Source organism: Pseudomonas sp. Root401 (assembly GCF_001425105.1).
In the GTDB taxonomy this organism is placed as follows: Bacteria; Pseudomonadota; Gammaproteobacteria; order Pseudomonadales; family Pseudomonadaceae; genus Aquipseudomonas; species Aquipseudomonas brassicacearum.
In genome coordinates this window covers 384635-402133 of the sequence record NZ_LMDO01000012.1, presented here as the reverse complement: position 1 = coordinate 402133, position 17499 = coordinate 384635, and the positions used below count along the sequence as shown (strand labels likewise).

Genomic DNA, 17499 nt, shown 5'->3' with positions numbered 1-17499 from the left:
TTGTCATTTTCCACCCCAACTGTATCGGTTGCAGTGGTCCATCTCATCGGGAGCGCACCATGACCCTCTACGTGAACCTCGCCGAATTGCTCGGTACCCGCATCGAACAGGGCTTCTACCGCCCCGGCGACCGGCTGCCATCAGTGCGGGCATTGAGCACCGAACATGGGGTCAGCTTGAGTACGGTGCAGCAGGCCTATCGCGTGCTGGAAGACAGTGGGCTGGCGATGCCGAGACCCAAGTCCGGCTATTTCGTCCCCGTGGGCCGCGAACTGCCGGACCTGCCGGTGGTAGGCCGTCCGGCCCAGCGTCCAGTGGATATTTCCCAGTGGGACCAGGTGCTGGAACTGATCCGCGCCGTACCGCGCCTGGACGTGGTGCAACTGGGACGCGGCATGCCGGATATCCATTCGCCGACCATGAAACCGCTGCTGCGCAGCCTGGCGCAGATCAGCCGCCGACAAGACATGCCCGGCCTGTATTACGACAACATCTACGGCAACCTCGCGCTACGTGAGCAGATCGCCCGACTGTCGCTGGACTCCGGCTGCCAGCTGGGCCCCAACGATTTGATCGTCACCACTGGCTGCCATGAGGCCCTGTCGGTCAGCATTCGCGCTACCTGCGAACAAGGCGATATCGTCGCGGTGGACTCACCCAGTTTTCACGGGGCCATGCAAACCCTCAAGGGCCTGGGCATGAAGGCTTTGGAAATCCCCACCGACCCGCTCACCGGCATCAGCCTGGATGCCCTGGAACTGGCGCTGGAGCAATGGCCGATCAAGGCCATACAGTTGACCCCCAGCTGCAACAACCCGCTGGGCTACATCATGCCCGACGCCAATAAACGCGCACTGCTGACCCTGGCACAGCGCTTCGACGTGGCGATCATCGAAGATGATGTGTATGGCGAGTTGGCCTACACCTACCCTCGCCCGCGCACCATCAAGTCCTTCGATGAAGACGGCCGCGTCCTGCTCTGCAGTTCTTTTTCCAAGACCCTAGCGCCAGGGCTACGTATTGGCTGGGTCGCGCCAGGCCGGTACCTGGAGCGGGCGCTGCACATGAAATACATCAGCACCGGCTCCACCGCGCCACAACCGCAGATCGCCATCGCCGAATTTCTCAAGGGCGGGCATTTCGAACCCCATTTGCGCCGGATGCGTACGCAATACCAGCGCAATCGCGACGTGATGATCGATTGGGTCAGCCGCTATTTTCCACCGGGCACCCGGGCCAGTCGTCCGCGGGGCAGCTTCATGCTGTGGGTCGAATTGCCCGACGGTTTCGACACGCTGAAGCTCAATCGGGTCCTGCTCGACCAAGGCGTGCAGGTCGCCGTCGGCAGCATCTTTTCGGCATCGGGCAAATACCGCAACTGCCTGCGGATGAACTACGCTGCCAAGCCAACGGCCCAGATCGAAGAGGCCGTACGCAAGGTCGGAACCGCCGCTATCGCGTTGTTGAACGAAACCCAGCGCGACGTCGTCTGAACTTTACCCAGGGAAGCAGCACCCAACAGCCGATCAACGTGAACAAGCGGAACGATCCTACGTGAGATCCAGACCGATCCTGACTGCGCTGCTGCTAGTCGCCTCGCTGCTGAGCGGCTGCGCCAGTCTTGATGTCACCCGCGAGCCCTCCCAGGCCTTACCGGCCGCCGAATCCTCGTTCGGCCGCTCGGTCCAGGCCCAGGCTGCTACCCATGAAGGGCGCTCGGGCTTTCGGCTGCTGTCGGACAGCACCGACGCGTTCATCGCCCGGGCCGAGCTGATTCGCCACGCCCAAGGCAGCCTGGACTTGCAGTACTACATCGTCCACGACGGCATCAGCACGCGGATGCTGGTGGATGAATTGCTCAAGGCCGCCGACCGGGGCGTGCGCGTGCGCATCCTGCTGGACGACACCACCAGCGATGGCCTCGATCAGATCATCGCGACCCTCGCCGCTCATCCACAGATCCAGATCCGCCTGTTCAACCCGCTGCACTTGGGACGCGCCACTGGCGTGACCCGTAGCCTCGGGCGCCTGCTCAACCTGTCACGGCAACACCGCCGAATGCACAACAAGTTGTGGCTGGCGGACAACAGCATGGCCATCGTCGGCGGCCGCAACCTGGGCGACGAATATTTCGACGCCGAACCCAACCTGAACTTCACCGACATCGACCTGCTCGGTGTCGGCCCGGTGGCCGAACAATTGGGGCACAGCTTCGACCAGTACTGGAACAGCGCCCTGAGCAAACCCATCGAACAATTCCTGCCCCATCGCCCCACGCCCAAGGACCTGGCCAACAGTCGCCTGCGCCTGCAAGAGTCCCTGGAGCAGACCCAAAAAGAGAATCACGCGCTCTACCAGCAGTTGACCGCCTACAAGACCCAACCGCGCCTGGACACTTGGCGCGACCAGTTGATCTGGGCCTGGAACCAGGCGCTGTGGGACGCCCCCAGCAAAGTGCTGGCCAAGGACGAGCCGGACCCGCAGCTATTGCTGACCACGCAATTGGCCCCCGAGCTGACGGGTGTCAGCAAAGAGCTGATCATGATTTCCGCCTACTTCGTTCCCGGTCAGCCAGGCTTGGTGTACCTGACCAGTCGTGCCGATGCCGGTGTATCTGTGAGCCTGCTGACCAACTCCCTGGAAGCCACCGACGTGCCCGCGGTGCATGGCGGCTATGCGCCGTACCGCAAGGCCTTGCTGCAACACGGCGTACGTCTGTTCGAGCTGCGACGACAACCGGGTGACAGCGGCGGCAGCCCTCACCTGTTCTACAGCAAATCCTACGGCGAGTCGGACTCCAGCCTGCACAGCAAGGCGATCATCTTCGACCTGCAGAAATCATTCATCGGCTCGTTCAATTTCGACCCGCGCTCGGTCCTGTGGAACACCGAAGTCGGCGTGCTGGTGGACAGCCCTGAACTCGCCGGCCAGGTCCGTGATCTGGCCTTGCAGGGCATGGCGCCAGCCCTGAGTTATCAGGCCAGGCTGAAGGATGGAACGCTTGTATGGACCACCGAAGACAACGGCCAGAAGCACGACCTGGACCGCGAACCGGGCAGCTGGTGGCGCCGGTTCAATGCCTGGTTCAGCACGACGATCGGGTTGGAGCGGATGTTGTAGTCCTGCGGGTGTTCAAGCGGTTTGGGTGGTCCCGAATGCTCCTTGGCGCAACAGCAGGATCACCAGGCCAAATGCCCCTGCCGCCATGAACAAAGGCAGCGCATGCCCGCTGATCCACTGGCTACCCGCTCCCGCTGCCAGTGGGCCGATCAGGCAACCAAGGCCCCACAGTTGCGCGACGTGGGCGTTGGCCCGCACCAGCGCATCGTCGCGGTAACGCTCGCCGATCAGGATCAGCGACAAGGTGAACAAACCGCCAGCACTGGCGCCGAACAGCACCCACAGCGGCCAGATCAACAAAGTATCGATCAACAGCGGAACCGCCAGGCTCGACAACGTCAGCGCCACCGCACAGCCCGTCAACAGCGCCCGGCGAGACACGCGATCAGCCAGGGCGCCGATGGGCAACTGCAACAGGGCATCACCGACCACCACGGTGCTGACCATCGCCAGCGCTATGTCGGCGGTGAAGCCCTGGCGCAGGCAATACACCGGCAGCAACGTGAGGACCATGGCCTCGAACGCGGCGAACAACGAGACCGCCCAGGCAATCGCCGGCAAGCCTCGGCAAAACGTCCACAAGTCGCCAAACGTAACGCTGCCAGCCTCGCTGCTCGGCGCACCGCTACGGCCCAGCAACAGCAAGGGTGCGATCAGCAGCAGAGCGACGCCCACCCAGAACCCGTAGTCATGATCGGTCCCCAGCGCGCCCAGCAGCAACGGGCCGGACAACTGGCTCAGGGCGTAGCTGCTGCCGTACAGCGCCACCAGGCGCCCACGCCACTTCTCGATGACCAGTTGATTGATCCAGCTTTCACCGAGAATGAACACCAGGGTCAGGACCACGCCAATCACCAGGCGCAGCAGCAACCAGACCGGATAGCTGGGCAACAGCGCCAGCAACCCGATGGACACCGCGCCACCCCACAGGCACAGGCGCATCAACGTCGCCGTGCCAAACCGCGCCGCCAGCCGGCTGGACATCTTGGCCCCGAGCAGCACCCCCACGGCCGGCATGGCGGCCATCACGCCAATGGCGAACGAGCCATAGCCCCAGCCCTCCAGGCGCAGCGACACCAGCGGCATGCTCACGCCCAAGGCCAGGCCGACACTCAGGACAGACGCCAATACGGCGAAATAGGTCGCCCAACGCATTTCCACGCTCCTGTGGACAGTGATGTTTCAAGCCCTACGCAAAACAAATGTGGGAGCGAGCCTGCTCGCGATGACGGAGCAACATTCAACAAAGTCGTCGACTGTCATGCCGCTATCGCGAGCAGGCTCGCTCCCACAGGGGAGATCAGCGCTGCATGAGACCCCGGGCAGGATCCGGGGCCCCCATTGTCAGAGCTTGATCCAGGTCGACTTCAGCTCAGTGTATTTGTCGAACGCATGCAGCGACTTGTCGCGACCGTTGCCCGATTGCTTGAAACCACCAAACGGCGCGGTCATATCGCCGCCGTCGTACTGGTTGACCCAGACGCTGCCGGCACGCAGGGCCTTGGCGGTCAGGTGGGCCTTGGAGATGTCCTTGGTCCATACCGCTGCGGCCAGGCCGTACGGCGTGTCGTTGGCGATCTCGATGGCCTGCTCGGCGGTGTCGAAGGCAATCACCGACAACACCGGACCGAAAATCTCTTCCTGGGCGATTTTCATGGCGTTGCTCACGCCATCGAAAATCGTCGGTTCGACGTACGTACCGCCGGTTTCCTCGAGGATGCGCTTGCCGCCAGCCACCAGTTTGGCGCCGTCGCTGTGCCCGGCCTCGATGTAGGACAGCACGGTGTTCATCTGCTGGGTATCGACCAGGGCGCCAACATTGGTGGCCGGGTCCAGCGGGTTGCCAGGCTTCCAGCCCTTGAGGGCTTCGATCACCAGTGGCAGGAACGTGTCCTTGATGGAACGCTCCACCAACAGCCGCGAGCCGGCGGTGCAGACTTCGCCCTGGTTGAAGGCGATGGCGCTGGCGGCGGATTCGGCGGCGGCTTGCAGGTCCGGGGCATCGGCGAACACGATGTTCGGGCTCTTGCCGCCGGCTTCCAGCCAGATACGCTTCATGTTGGATTCGCCGGAGTAGATCATCAGTTGCTTGGCGATCTTGGTAGAGCCGGTGAACACCAGCGTATCGACGTCCATATGCAGGGCCAGGGCCTTCCCGACGGTATGGCCATAACCTGGCAGCACGTTCAGCACGCCTTTCGGAATGCCGGCCTCGATCGCCAGTGCGGCGATGCGGATGGCGGTCAACGGGGACTTTTCCGACGGTTTGAGCACCACCGAGTTACCGGTGGACAGCGCCGGGCCGAGTTTCCAGCAGGCCATCATCAACGGGAAGTTCCAGGGCACGATAGCGCCCACGACACCCACCGGCTCACGAGTTACCAGGCCCAACTGGTCGTGCGGCGTGGCCGCCACTTCGTCGTAGAGCTTGTCGATGGCTTCGCCGCTCCAGCTCAAGGCTTGGGCCGCGCCGGGAACGTCGATGTTCAGGGAATCACTGATCGGCTTGCCCATGTCCAGGGTTTCGAGCAGGGCCAGTTCTTCGGCATGCTGCTTGAGCAGGCCGGCAAAACGAATCATGGTGGCTTTGCGCTTGCTGGGTGCCAGGCGCGACCAGACGCCGGAACTGAATGTGGCGCGGGCGTTTTCGACCGCACGCTGGGCGTCGGCGACGTCACAGCTGGCGATCTTGCCCAGCAGGCGGCCATCGACCGGGCTGAGGCAATCGAAGGTTTCGCCGGACACCGCATCGGTGTATTCGCCGTTGATGAAGGCGCGGCCTTCGATCTTCAGGTCGCGGGCGCGTTGTTCCCAGTCGGCACGAGTCAGGGTGGTCATGCGTGTGTCCTCCTCTTATTGAGTACGAACGCCGCGCGGTGCGCAGCGCTCAAAAGAATTCCGCCCAACCAGCCTGGTTTCGGCGTTATTTTCGGCATAGGGCACCCGCCACCCTAAACCAGCGGCTGGTCATGTTTCAATATATTTGACACAACGCTGGCAAACGACCTTGCGATGTTCGTTTTAATAAACATAGACTCGAGGCCTTCCAAGCGATCACTGGGGATCACCCGCATGAGCATTCAGGACATCGTTGACTTCAGCCAGGCCAATACCACCGCCGAACGTTATCGCCCGGACCCGGCCAAGGTGTTCAAGGGCGATCCCGAGCAAACCGTGTTCAACCACTACAGCAGCCCCTGCGGGCAAATGAACGCGGGCGTATGGGAAGGCGCCGTCGGCCAGTGGACGGTCAATTACACCGAGCATGAATATTGCGAGATCGTCCAGGGCGTTTCCGTGCTTCGGGACGACGATGGCAATGCCAAGACTTTGCGAGCCGGCGACCGTTTCGTGATTCCAGCGGGGTTCAAGGGGACTTGGGAAGTGTTGGAGCTGTGCCGCAAGATCTATGTGGTGTTCGAACAGAAGGCCTGAAGATTTGTGTCGCTGGATCTGGCCTCATCGCGAGCAGGCTCGCTCCCACAGGGATCTCAGGCGTCATACAGTCCAGTGTGGGAGCGAGCTTGCTCGCGATGAGGTCCTGACAGCCAACAAAAAAGGCCCGTATCTCGCGATACGGGCCTTTTTCGTAAGAAGGGAAAAATCAATTACTTGATTTTGCCTTCCTTGTAGATCACGTGCTTGCGAACAACCGGATCATATTTCTTGATCTCGATTTTGTCCGGGGTAGTACGCTTGTTCTTGTCGGTAGTGTAGAAGTGACCAGTACCGGCGCTCGAGATCAAACGAATCAATTCACGCATGATTAGCTCCCTTAAACCTTGCCATCGCGACGAAGTTCGGCCAGCACGACACTGATGCCACGCTTGTCGATGATACGCATGCCCTTGGCAGATACGCGCAGACGCACAAAACGTTTCTCTTCTTCAACCCAGAAGCGGTGATGCTGCAGGTTCGGCAGGAAACGACGACGGGTTTTGTTGTTTGCGTGGGAAATGTTATTCCCAGTCACCGGACCCTTACCGGTAACTTGACAGACTCTCGACATGCCTCAGCCCTCTAAAACCACATGCCCAACCCGGCATGGGTTGGCCGCTTAATCTCTCAGTCATTTGGCGCCAGGCGCCGCGTTTCTTTAAGGGTCTTACCGGCTACACCTACAGTGAAGGAACCGGGCCCCTAGAAAAGAGCGCTGCTTTATACCAGAAAGACCACAGCGCAACAACAGCCGATGTGATTTGTCTTCGTGGCGAATCATCGACCAACCGCCCCGGGCGGCGGGGGCAGAGGCTGGCACAGCCCCTTACCGCTCGTCGCTGCATGCAGGTTTTTTTCACCGGCGGCGATTTTTAGTCCATCAACGCATCGGCGCAGAGTGCCGGAAAATGCAAAAAGGGGATAGTCATTTAGCGGCGAGCCCACTAGGGTAGGCCTTTTCCAGACTGCACTCGCAGATGGGCCTTCGACTTGCACAGGAAACCGACCATGCGCCTCGCTGCCCTACCATTGTTGCTCGCCCCTCTGCTGATCACCCCGCAGGCCTTTGCCGCCGCCCTGAGCGTCTGTACCGAAGCCAGCCCGGAAGGGTTCGATGTCGTCCAGTACAACTCCCTGACGACCACCAACGCCTCCGCCGACGTGCTGATGAACCGCCTGGTGGACTTCGACACCGCCAGCGGCAAAGTGGTCCCCAGCCTGGCCGAGCACTGGGAAGTCTCCACCGATGGCCTGACCTACGTGTTCAAGCTGCGGCCACAGGTCAAGTTCCACCACACCGATTACTTCACGCCGCGCCGCGACCTGACCGCCGAGGACGTGAAATTCAGCTTCGAGCGCATGCTCGACCCGGCGAACCCCTGGCACAAGGTGGCGCAAAGCGGCTTCCCCCACGCCCAGTCCATGCAATTGCCGGCGCTGATCAAGAAAATCGACGCGCTGGACCCGCTGACCGTACGCTTCACCCTCGATCACGCCGACTCGACCTTCCTGGCGACGTTGAGCATGGGCTTTGCCTCCATTTATTCGGCCGAATACGCCGATCAGCTGATGCAGGCCGGCACGCCGGAAAAACTCAACAGCCAACCGGTCGGCACCGGCCCGTTCATTTTCAGCCGGTTCCAGAAGGACGCCTCGATTCGCTACAAGGCCAACGACGCCTACTTCGGCGGCAAGCCCAAAGTGGATCCGCTGGTCTTCGCCATCACGCCGGACGCCAACGTACGACTGCAGAAACTGCGCCGCAACGAATGCCAGATCGCCCTGTCGCCCAAGCCGCTGGACGTACAAGCCGCCAGGCAAGAACCCACGCTGAAGGTCGAGCAGACCGACGCCTTCATGACCGCGTTCGTGGCGATCAACAGCCAGCATCCGCCGCTGGACAAGCCTGAGGTGCGCCAAGCCATCAACCTGGCCTTCGACAAGGCCAGCTACCTGAAGACCGTTTTCGAAGGCACCGCCGAAGCCGCCAACGGCCCTTATCCACCGAACACCTGGAGCTATGCCAAGCACTTGCCGGGCTACGCCCATGACCTGGCCAAAGCCCGCGACCTGATGGCCAAGGCCGGTTTGAAGGAAGGCTTCCAGACCACCATCTGGACCCGCCCTTCCGGCAGCTTGCTGAACCCCAACCCCAGCGCTGGCGCACAACTGCTGCAGTCCGACCTGGCGCAAATCGGCATCCAGGCCGAGATCCGGGTGATCGAATGGGGCGAACTGATCCGTCGCGCCAAGGCCGGCGAACATGATTTGCTGTTCATGGGTTGGGCCGGTGACAACGGCGACCCGGACAACTTCCTCACACCACAATTTTCCTGCGCGGCGGTCAAGTCCGGCACCAACTTCGCCCGCTACTGCAACCCCGACCTGGACAAACTGATCAGCGCCGGCAAAACCACCGGCGAACAAGGCGTACGTGCCAAGCTCTACGAACAGGCCCAGGCCCAGATCCAGCAACAGGCCTTGTGGCTGCCCCTGGCGCACCCGACCGCCTTCGCCCTGACCCGCAAGGATGTGCAGGGCTATGCGGTCAGCCCGTTTGGACGGCAGGATTACTCCAAGGTCAACATCAAATAACTCCAGCCCCAAGCGCCCCTCCTGTGGGAGCTGTGGGAGCTGTGGGAGCAAAGCTTGCTCGCGATGACGTCGTCACATACAACATTTCTGTTGGCTGTAAAACCGCTATCGCGAGCAAGCTTTGCTCCCACAAGGGATTATTCAAGCCTGACCCTGCCTACATCCACCCACGCTCCGCCATCGACAACGGCTCCCCATCGCCAACGATGAAATGGTCGAGCACCCGCACATCGATCAACTCCAGCGCCTCCTGAAGCCGCTCAGTGAGCACCCGGTCGGCCTGGCTGGGCTCGGTGTTGCCGGAGGGGTGGTTGTGGCACAGGATCAACGCGGCGGCGTTGTGGGCCAGGGCGCGCTTGACGACCTGCCGGGGATGGACACTGGCGCTGTCGATAGAGCCGCGAAACAGCGCCTCGAAGGTCAGCACCTGGTGCTTGGAATTGAGAAACAGGCAACCGAACACCTCGTGGGGTTCGTGACGCAGCATCGATTTCAGGTACTCACGCACCGCGAACGGGCTTTCCAGCGAGGTTTTTTCCCGTGCCTGTTCAGCCAAATGCCGACGGCTCATTTCCTGAGCCGCTTGCAGCTGGGCAAACTTCGCCGGCCCGAGCCCCATATGATTACTGAATGTGATCTGATCGGCTTCAAGCAGCGCGCGCAGGCTGCCAAATTGAATCAATAGTTGTCGCGCCAGATCCACCGCGCTTTTACCCGACACGCCGGTGCGTAAAAAAATCGCCAGCAGCTCGGCGTCCGACAGACTCCCCGCCCCTAGCGCCAATAACCGCTCCCGTGGCCGCTCGGCCGCGGGCCAATCGCGAATACTCATGGCATCTCCCTGATTGTGGGCGCCGCTGTTCCGTAGCGGTCGCTGTGATATCGTAGCCCATCTTTTTTGCAGGCGATTTGCACCCTGGCAGCTGCTGCCAAGGGGTTCGCCTTGCACTGACCACTGAAATCGAAAGGCAGGCCTATGCAGCGGCTGTATCGGAAACGCATCGTTCTGGGCGTCGGCGGCGGCATTGCCGCCTACAAGAGCGCCGAGCTGGTTCGCAGGCTTATCGACCAGGGCGCGGAAGTACGGGTCGTCATGACCCGCGGTGGCAGCGAGTTCATTACCCCGCTGACCATGCAAGCCCTGTCCGGGCACCCGGTCCACCTGGATTTGCTCGACCCGGCGGCCGAAGCCGCCATGGGCCATATCGAACTGGCCAAGTGGGCCGACCTGGTACTGATCGCCCCGGCCACGGCCGACCTGATCGCCCGTTTGGCCCAAGGCATCGCCGATGACCTGCTGACCACCCTGGTGCTCGCCACCGACGCAGTAGTCGCCGTGGCGCCGGCCATGAACCAGGCCATGTGGCGCGACCCGGCCACCCAGGCCAACCTGCAACTGCTCGAAAGCCGCGCCCTGAAAGTCTTCGGCCCGGCCTCCGGGAGCCAGGCCTGCGGCGATGTCGGCATGGGCCGCATGCTCGAAGCCACCGACCTGGCCCAGTGCGCCGCCGATTGCTTCCAGCGCCAGGCCCTGACCGGCAAGCATGTGCTGATCACCGCCGGACCGACCCAGGAAAACATCGACCCGGTGCGCTACATCACCAACCACAGCTCCGGAAAAATGGGCTTCGCCCTGGCCGAAGCCGCCGTGGAAGCCGGCGCCCGGGTGACGCTGATCACCGGCCCCGTGCACTTGCCGACCCCGGACCGGGTCACGCGCATCGACGTGGTCAGCGCCCGGGACATGCTCGCGGCCTGTGAAGCGGCCATCCCCTGCGACCTGTTCATCGCCTCGGCGGCGGTGGCGGACTACCGCCCCGAAGTCGTTGCCCCGCAAAAATTGAAGAAAGACCCTACAAGCGGCGACGGCCTGCTACTGCAGATGGTGCGCAACCCGGACATCCTGGCCAGCATCGCCACCCGCCCCGACCGACCGTTCAGTGTCGGCTTTGCCGCCGAGACCGAACACCTGCTCGATTACGCCGCACGCAAGCTCAAGGACAAGAACCTCGACTTGATCGTCGCCAACGACGTGGCCAACCCGAGCATCGGCTTCAACAGCGAAGAAAACGCCTGCAGCGTGATCGACCGCCAGTTGCACGCCACACTTTTCGCCCAGACCAGCAAGAGCAAGATTGCCCGTCAGCTGATCACCTTTATCGCCGAACGTCTGAACCAGGTTTAATGTCCATGCACGCCCTACAAGCCAAGATCCTCGACCCACGCATCGGCAACGAATTCCCGCTGCCGCAATACGCCACACCGGGCTCCGCCGGTCTCGACCTGCGGGCGATGCTCAAGCAGGACACGATCCTGGAGCCGGGCCAGACCTTGCTGATTCCTACCGGCCTGTCGGTGTACATCGGCGATCCGGGCCTGGCCGCGCTGATCCTGCCGCGCTCGGGCCTGGGCCATAAGCACGGCATCGTGCTGGGCAACCTGGTGGGCCTGATCGACTCCGACTACCAGGGCGAACTGATGGTGTCGTGCTGGAACCGCGGCCAAACGGCCTTCAACATTGCCGTGGGCGAACGCATCGCGCAGCTGGTGCTGGTGCCGGTGGTCCAGGCCCACTTCGAACTGGTCGAAGAATTCGACGAAAGCCAGCGCGGCGCGGGTGGTTTCGGGCATTCCGGCAGCCATTGACCGGTGGTTACAGGCCGGGCGTCCTGCCCGGCCCGTTTGTGAAGCTTGTGTTTCAGGACAAAAAATGCGCAATGGCTTTCTGCTAGGTTTCCCACCCGGAATCAATGTATTAGGCGAGCGAGGCCGGGGTAACGCTGTCTCATGGCACTTTCCCACCACGAACTCTCTGTCAAAAACGCCGTCATACCCTTCAGCTTGAGCCTGCCGATGCTAACCGTCGGCCTGTCCAGTCACTTTCCTGATAGAGCGCCCCGCCCATGAACACCCCAGCCGCAATCGCCCCGATCTTCCCTGACAGCATCTTCCGCGCCTACGACATCCGTGGCGTGGTACCGGAAACCCTTACCGCCGAAACCGCCTACTGGATCGGCCGCGCCATTGGCACCCAAAGCCTGGCCCAGGGCGAACCGAACGTGTGCGTTGGCCGTGATGGCCGCTTGTCGGGCCCTGAGCTGGTCGAACAACTGATCAAAGGCGTTGCCGACAGTGGCTGCCACGTCAGCGACGTGGGCCTGGTGCCGACCCCGGCGCTGTACTACGCCGCCAACGTGTTGGCCGGCAAGTCCGGGGTGATGCTCACCGGCAGCCACAACCCGTCGAACTACAACGGCTTCAAGATCGTCATCGCCGGCGACACCCTCGCCAACGAGCAGATCCAGGCCCTGCACACCCGCCTCAAGACCAATGACCTGAGCAGCGGCCAGGGCAGCGTGACCAAGGTCGATATCCTTCCTCGCTACAACGACGAGATCGTCAAGGACGTGAAACTCGCCCGTCGCCTGAAAGTGGTGGTCGACTGCGGCAACGGCGCGGCTGGCGTGATCGCCCCGCAACTGATCGAAGCCCTGAACTGCGAAGTCATCCCGCTGTTTTGCGACGTGGACGGCAACTTCCCTAACCACCACCCGGATCCGGGCAAGCTGGAAAACCTCGAGGACCTGATCGCCAAGGTCAAGGAAACCAACGCCGACCTGGGCCTGGCCTTCGACGGCGACGGCGACCGCGTGGGCGTGGTGACCAATACCGGCAGCGTGGTGTTCCCCGACCGCCTGCTGATGCTGTTCGCCAAGGACGTGGTGGCACGCAACCCGGATACCGAGATCATTTTCGACGTCAAATGCACCCGTCGCCTGGTGCCGCTGATCAAGGAATATGGTGGTCGTCCACTGATGTGGAAAACCGGTCATTCGTTGATCAAGAAGAAAATGAAACAGAGCGGCGCCCTGCTGGCCGGCGAAATGAGCGGCCACATCTTCTTCAAGGAACGCTGGTTCGGTTTTGACGACGGCATCTACAGCGCCGCGCGCCTGCTGGAAATCCTCAGCAAGGAGAAATCCACCGCCGAAGAGCTGTTCGCAACCTTCCCGAACGATATTTCTACGCCAGAAATCAATATCCATGTGACCGAAGAGAGCAAATTCAGCATCATTGATGCACTGCACGACGCTCAATGGGGTGAAGGCGCCGAACTGACCACCATCGATGGTGTGCGGGTCGACTATCCCCACGGCTGGGGCCTGGTTCGCGCATCCAACACCACCCCGGTGCTGGTGCTGCGTTTCGAGGCCGACAACGAGGCCGAACTGCAGCGCATCAAGGATGTGTTCCACACCCAACTCAAACGTGTTGCACCTGATCTCCAACTACCGTTTTGATTTTTTGAAGCACTACCGGAGCCCTGAATGACCCTCGAACGCGAAGCCGCCGCCAACACCGCCAAGGTCCTGTCCGAAGCGTTGCCTTATATCCGACGCTACGTCGGCAAGACCCTGGTGATCAAATACGGCGGCAACGCGATGGAAAGCGAGGAGCTCAAGACCGGCTTCGCCCGCGACATCGTGCTGATGAAGGCCGTGGGGATCAACCCGGTGGTTGTACATGGTGGTGGCCCGCAAATCGGCGACCTGCTCAAGCGCCTGTCGATCGAAAGCCACTTCATCGATGGCATGCGCGTGACCGACGCGCAGACCATGGATGTGGTGGAAATGGTCCTGGGCGGCCAGGTCAACAAGGACATCGTCAACCTGATCAACCGTCATGGCGGCAGCGCCATCGGCCTGACAGGCAAGGACGCCGAGCTGATCCGGGCGAAGAAACTCACCGTCACCCGCCAGACACCGGAGATGACCCAGCCGGAAATCATCGACATCGGTCATGTGGGCGAAGTGGTCGGCATCAACACCGACCTGCTGAACCTGCTGGTCAAGGGCGACTTCATCCCGGTCATCGCGCCCATCGGCGTGGGCGCCAACGGCGAGTCGTACAACATCAACGCCGACCTGGTGGCGGGCAAGGTTGCCGAGGCACTGAAAGCTGAAAAGCTGATGCTGCTGACCAACATCGCCGGCCTGATGGACAAGTCGGGCAAAGTCCTGACCGGACTGTCGACCCAGCAGGTCGATGACCTGATCGCCGATGGCACCATCTACGGCGGCATGCTGCCGAAGATTCGTTGCGCGCTGGAAGCGGTACAAGGCGGCGTCGGCAGCTCGTTGATCATCGACGGCCGGGTACCGAATGCGATCCTGCTGGAGATCTTCACCGACACCGGCGTGGGTACATTGATCAGCAATCGCAAGCGTCCTTAAGCGATACCGGTAAAAAAAGACCCCGCTCAGCCAGACTGAGCGGGGTCTTTTTTTACACCTCTTTTCCAGATGATGCTTTTGTGGCGAGGGAGCTTGCTCCCGCTCGGTCGCGCAGCGACCGCAAAAATGTTGGGGCCGCTGCGCAGCCCAGCGGGAGCAAGCTCCCTCGCCACAAGATCAAAATCAGCGGGCTTCTTAGACGCCGAACTGCGCCCGATAAGCCTCAACCGCCGGCAAATGCTGCTTGAGCTGCGGATCGTCGGCCAAAAACTCCAGCACCTGGTTCAGCGACACAATGCTGATCACCGGAATACCGAAGTCGCGCTCCACTTCCTGGATCGCCGACAGCTCACCGTTGCCGCGCTCCTGGCGGTTCAGGGCGATCAGCACGCCAGCGGCCTTGGCGCCTTCCTGGGAACCGATGATCTGCATCACTTCGCGAATGGCAGTGCCGGCAGTGATGACGTCGTCGATGATCAACACGTCGCCGGTCAGCGGTGCACCCACCAGGCTGCCGCCTTCGCCATGGGCCTTGGCTTCCTTGCGGTTGAAGCACCAAGGCAAGTCGCGGCCGTGGTGTTCGGCCAGGGCGACGGCAGTGGTGGCGGCCAACGGGATGCCTTTGTAGGCCGGGCCGAACAGCACGTCGAACGGGATACCGCTCTCGACGATGGCTGCCGCATAGAAACGACCCAGTTGCGCCAGGGCGGAACCGGTGTTGAACAGGCCGGCATTGAAGAAGTACGGGCTGGTGCGCCCGGACTTGAGGGTGAACTCACCGAAGCGCAAAACGCCGCGATCGATGGCAAAGCGAATGAAATCGCGCTGATACGCCTGCATGAAAAAAAGCCTCAAATACCGCGGATTTAGCTAAATAGGTACACGGCGTGTATCATACACGCACGTGATTTTTGGGGCCATTTATGCGGATCATCAGTGTGAACGTCAATGGTATTCAGGCTGCAGTCGAGCGTGGTTTGCTCAGTTGGCTGCAAGCACAGAATGCCGACGTCATCTGCCTGCAGGACACCCGCGCCTCCGCCTTTGAACTGGACGATGCAGCCTTCCAACTGGATGGTTACTTCCTTTATGCCTGCGATGCCGAAGTCCCCGCCCAGGGTGGCGTGGCTTTGTACTCGCGGCTGCAACCGAAGGCTGTCATCAACGGTCTCGGTTTCGAGACGGCGGACCGCTACGGGCGCTACCTGCAAGCCGATTTCGACAAGGTCAGCATCGCGACCTTACTGCTCCCTTCGGGGCAGAACGGCGATGAAGATTTGAATCAGAAATTCAAGTTGATGGACGACTTCGCCCGTTATCTGGATAAACAGCGGCGCAAACGTCGTGAGTACATCTATTGTGGCTCGCTGTACGTGGCGCAACAGAAGCTGGATATCAAGAACTGGCGCGACAGCCAACAATCTCCTGGCTTCCTGGCGCCGGAACGGGCCTGGATGGACGAGATCATTGGCAACATGGGTTATGTCGACGCCCTGCGTGAAGTCAGCCGTGAAGGCGACCAGTACAGCTGGTGGCCGGACAACGAACAGGCCGAGATGCTCAACCTTGGCTGGCGCTTCGACTACCAGCTGCTGACGCCTGGGCTGCGCCGCTTCGTACGCAGCGCCCGCCTGCCGCGCCAGCCACGGTTCTCGCAGCATGCGCCGCTGATCGTGGATTACGACTGGACGCTGACCATCTAAGCACCATTCGTACCTACAAAAAAACCGACAGCAATGTCGGTTTTTTTATGGCCCTGAAAAAACAACTGTGGGAGCTTGCTCGCGATGGCGGTGGATCAACCAACATCAACGCTGGATGATAAATCGCTATCGCGAGCAAGCTCGCTCCCACAAGGGGCAGGCGTTTACTGATCGTTATTTGACCAACCGCCAGGTAAACGGATACCGATACGGCTGCCCTTCATTGGCCTTCACGCCACCAATGATGGTCAACACCAACGCACCGATGGCCACCAGGCCGAAGAGGAAGAAGCCGATCACCACGACCATCAGCAGCAGGCAGATCGCCGAGGCAATCGCCACGGTGATCTGGAAGTTCAGCGCTTCCTTGCCCTGGGCATCGATGAACGGGTCGGACTCACGCTTGAGCTGCCAGAGCACCAGCGGCCCGATCAGCGTGCCGAACGGAATCCAGATCCCCAACAAGGCGGACAGGTGACAAAACATTGCCCATTGACGCGCCTCTTTGCTCGGCTGGGGCAGCAGGATTTGCTCATCACTCATGACGCTCTCCTTGTCTTGAAGCGGGATTCGATCAGTCAGCCAAGGCGGCCTTTTGCAGTTCGAAGATTTCGTTCATGCCTTTCTTCGCCAATTCCAGCATAGCGTTCAATTCTTCCGGCTGGAACGGCGCGCCCTCGGCAGTGCCCTGGACTTCGATGAAACCGCCGGCACTGGTCATGACCACGTTCAGGTCAGTCTCGGCGGCGGAGTCTTCCAGGTAATCCAGGTCCAGCACCGGCTCGCCCTGGTACATGCCCACGGACACAGCGGCGATCATTTGCTTGAGCGGGTCGCCGCCCTTGAGGCCGCCGCGCTTCTTGATCACTTTCAAGGCATCGACCAAGGCGACCATGGCCCCGGTAATGGACGCAGTACGCGTGCCGCCGTCGGCCTGGATCACGTCGCAATCGACATACAGCGTCACGTCGCCCAACTTGGACATGTCCAGAGCAGCACGCAGCGAACGGCCGATCAAGCGTTGGATTTCCAGGGTACGGCCGCCCTGCTTGCCACGGCTGGCCTCACGCTGGTTCCGCTCACCGGTGGCGCGCGGCAGCATGCCGTATTCGGCCGTCAACCAACCCTGGCCCTGGCCCTTGAGGAACCGTGGCACGCCGTTTTCGACGCTGACGGTGCAGATGACCTTGGTATCACCGAATTCGACCAGTACAGATCCCTCGGCGTGTTTGGTGTAGTTGCGGGTAATGCGGATCGAGCGAAGCTGATCGGCAGCGCGACCACTTGGACGTTTCATAGGGAATACCTGTACGGAGGACGGAAAACTGCCGAGCATTATAGAGCCGTGAATCGTCATAGGGCAGTTAAACGTCGCGCGGCTCTGAAAAGGCGGCTCGAGCGAAGCCGCG

Annotated in this window: 16 protein-coding genes and 1 pseudogene; 9 read left to right on the top strand and 8 right to left on the bottom strand. The window is 61.4% G+C overall.

The features are described 5' to 3' along the window. Window positions 1–59: 59 nt before the first annotated feature. Window positions 60–1493: an aminotransferase-like domain-containing protein gene (locus ASC85_RS11710; protein WP_057449431.1), complete on the top strand. Its 1434-nt coding sequence runs from the start codon at window positions 60–62 to the stop codon at window positions 1491–1493. A gap of 61 nt (window positions 1494–1554) precedes the next feature. Further along, a complete protein-coding gene (locus tag ASC85_RS11705; RefSeq protein WP_057449430.1) occupies window positions 1555–3120 on the top strand; it encodes a phospholipase D family protein in 1566 nt (521 codons plus the stop codon). A 12-nt stretch (window positions 3121–3132) separates the two neighbouring features. Here ASC85_RS11705 and ASC85_RS11700 read toward each other — a convergent pair whose 3' ends face one another. Both ASC85_RS11700 and ASC85_RS11695 read right to left on the bottom strand, forming a co-directional pair. Continuing rightward, a complete protein-coding gene (locus tag ASC85_RS11700; protein ID WP_057449429.1) occupies window positions 3133–4275 on the bottom strand; it encodes an MFS transporter in 1143 nt (380 codons plus the stop codon). A 189-nt stretch (window positions 4276–4464) separates the two neighbouring features. After that, window positions 4465–5958, bottom strand: a complete 1494-nt coding sequence (locus tag ASC85_RS11695; protein ID WP_057449428.1) for an aldehyde dehydrogenase — start codon at window positions 5956–5958, stop codon at window positions 4465–4467. A gap of 234 nt (window positions 5959–6192) precedes the next feature. Between ASC85_RS11695 and ASC85_RS11690 the strand changes: the two genes are divergently transcribed. Further along, the gene (locus tag ASC85_RS11690; RefSeq protein ID WP_057449427.1) at window positions 6193–6555 is read left to right on the top strand and encodes a cupin domain-containing protein; all 363 of its coding nucleotides are present in this window, start codon (window positions 6193–6195) and stop codon (window positions 6553–6555) included. A gap of 173 nt (window positions 6556–6728) precedes the next feature. Here ASC85_RS11690 and rpmG read toward each other — a convergent pair whose 3' ends face one another. Together rpmG and rpmB are read right to left on the bottom strand one after the other, a co-directional pair. Next, a complete protein-coding gene (gene rpmG, locus ASC85_RS11685) occupies window positions 6729–6884 on the bottom strand; it encodes a 50S ribosomal protein L33 (RefSeq protein ID WP_003177274.1) in 156 nt (51 codons plus the stop codon). Between the two features lie 11 nt (window positions 6885–6895). Continuing rightward, complete coding sequence (gene rpmB, locus ASC85_RS11680; RefSeq protein ID WP_003177273.1) at window positions 6896–7129, bottom strand: 50S ribosomal protein L28; 234 nt, start codon at window positions 7127–7129, stop codon at window positions 6896–6898. 437 nt (window positions 7130–7566) lie between these two features. Here rpmB and ASC85_RS11675 point away from each other — a divergent pair, with 437 nt between their 5' ends. Further along, complete coding sequence (locus ASC85_RS11675; RefSeq protein ID WP_057449426.1) at window positions 7567–9153, top strand: ABC transporter substrate-binding protein; 1587 nt, start codon at window positions 7567–7569, stop codon at window positions 9151–9153. A 157-nt stretch (window positions 9154–9310) separates the two neighbouring features. Here ASC85_RS11675 and radC read toward each other — a convergent pair whose 3' ends face one another. Further along, window positions 9311–9985, bottom strand: coding sequence for a RadC family protein (gene radC, locus ASC85_RS11670; RefSeq protein WP_013694555.1), 675 nt, complete (start codon window positions 9983–9985; stop codon window positions 9311–9313). Window positions 9986–10129: 144 nt separating this feature from the next. Here radC and coaBC point away from each other — a divergent pair, with 144 nt between their 5' ends. From coaBC to argB, 4 genes and pseudogenes are all read left to right on the top strand, one after another. Further along, window positions 10130–11338, top strand: a complete 1209-nt coding sequence (coaBC, locus tag ASC85_RS11665; RefSeq protein WP_003206865.1) for a bifunctional phosphopantothenoylcysteine decarboxylase/phosphopantothenate--cysteine ligase CoaBC — start codon at window positions 10130–10132, stop codon at window positions 11336–11338. 5 nt (window positions 11339–11343) lie between these two features. Beyond that, complete coding sequence (dut, locus tag ASC85_RS11660; protein WP_003206867.1) at window positions 11344–11799, top strand: dUTP diphosphatase; 456 nt, start codon at window positions 11344–11346, stop codon at window positions 11797–11799. A gap of 251 nt (window positions 11800–12050) precedes the next feature. Beyond that, window positions 12051–13454 (top strand): annotated as a pseudogene (locus ASC85_RS11655) (phosphomannomutase/phosphoglucomutase); the annotation flags it as partial. A gap of 27 nt (window positions 13455–13481) precedes the next feature. Beyond that, window positions 13482–14387 (top strand): acetylglutamate kinase, encoded by a 906-nt coding sequence (gene argB, locus ASC85_RS11650; RefSeq protein WP_003206871.1) that lies wholly within the window; start codon window positions 13482–13484, stop codon window positions 14385–14387. 195 nt (window positions 14388–14582) lie between these two features. Here argB and pyrE read toward each other — a convergent pair whose 3' ends face one another. Further along, on the bottom strand, window positions 14583–15227 hold the full coding sequence (gene pyrE, locus ASC85_RS11645; protein WP_003206873.1) for an orotate phosphoribosyltransferase: 645 nt from the start codon (window positions 15225–15227) through the stop codon (window positions 14583–14585). 83 nt (window positions 15228–15310) lie between these two features. Between pyrE and ASC85_RS11640 the strand changes: the two genes are divergently transcribed. Further along, complete coding sequence (locus ASC85_RS11640; RefSeq protein WP_013694557.1) at window positions 15311–16090, top strand: exodeoxyribonuclease III; 780 nt, start codon at window positions 15311–15313, stop codon at window positions 16088–16090. A 174-nt stretch (window positions 16091–16264) separates the two neighbouring features. Here ASC85_RS11640 and ASC85_RS11635 read toward each other — a convergent pair whose 3' ends face one another. Both ASC85_RS11635 and rph read right to left on the bottom strand, forming a co-directional pair. Then, the gene (locus ASC85_RS11635; RefSeq protein ID WP_046064470.1) at window positions 16265–16633 is read right to left on the bottom strand and encodes a DUF4870 domain-containing protein; all 369 of its coding nucleotides are present in this window, start codon (window positions 16631–16633) and stop codon (window positions 16265–16267) included. 31 nt (window positions 16634–16664) lie between these two features. Then, complete coding sequence (gene rph / locus ASC85_RS11630; protein ID WP_003177262.1) at window positions 16665–17387, bottom strand: ribonuclease PH; 723 nt, start codon at window positions 17385–17387, stop codon at window positions 16665–16667. Window positions 17388–17499: the final 112 nt, after the last annotated feature.

Coding starts and splice junctions, on each gene's coding strand:
- ASC85_RS11710 (WP_057449431.1), top strand. CDS start 60: ATGACCCTCTACGTGAACCTCGCCGAATTGCTCGGTACCCGCATCGAA.
- ASC85_RS11700 (WP_057449429.1), bottom strand. CDS start 4,275: ATGCGTTGGGCGACCTATTTCGCCGTATTGGCGTCTGTCCTGAGTGTC.
- ASC85_RS11695 (WP_057449428.1), bottom strand. CDS start 5,958: ATGACCACCCTGACTCGTGCCGACTGGGAACAACGCGCCCGCGACCTG.
- ASC85_RS11690 (WP_057449427.1), top strand. CDS start 6,193: ATGAGCATTCAGGACATCGTTGACTTCAGCCAGGCCAATACCACCGCC.
- rpmG (WP_003177274.1), bottom strand. CDS start 6,884: ATGCGTGAATTGATTCGTTTGATCTCGAGCGCCGGTACTGGTCACTTC.
- rpmB (WP_003177273.1), bottom strand. CDS start 7,129: ATGTCGAGAGTCTGTCAAGTTACCGGTAAGGGTCCGGTGACTGGGAAT.
- ASC85_RS11675 (WP_057449426.1), top strand. CDS start 7,567: ATGCGCCTCGCTGCCCTACCATTGTTGCTCGCCCCTCTGCTGATCACC.
- radC (WP_013694555.1), bottom strand. CDS start 9,985: ATGAGTATTCGCGATTGGCCCGCGGCCGAGCGGCCACGGGAGCGGTTA.
- coaBC (WP_003206865.1), top strand. CDS start 10,130: ATGCAGCGGCTGTATCGGAAACGCATCGTTCTGGGCGTCGGCGGCGGC.
- dut (WP_003206867.1), top strand. CDS start 11,344: ATGCACGCCCTACAAGCCAAGATCCTCGACCCACGCATCGGCAACGAA.
- argB (WP_003206871.1), top strand. CDS start 13,482: ATGACCCTCGAACGCGAAGCCGCCGCCAACACCGCCAAGGTCCTGTCC.
- pyrE (WP_003206873.1), bottom strand. CDS start 15,227: ATGCAGGCGTATCAGCGCGATTTCATTCGCTTTGCCATCGATCGCGGC.
- ASC85_RS11640 (WP_013694557.1), top strand. CDS start 15,311: ATGCGGATCATCAGTGTGAACGTCAATGGTATTCAGGCTGCAGTCGAG.
- ASC85_RS11635 (WP_046064470.1), bottom strand. CDS start 16,633: ATGAGTGATGAGCAAATCCTGCTGCCCCAGCCGAGCAAAGAGGCGCGT.
- rph (WP_003177262.1), bottom strand. CDS start 17,387: ATGAAACGTCCAAGTGGTCGCGCTGCCGATCAGCTTCGCTCGATCCGC.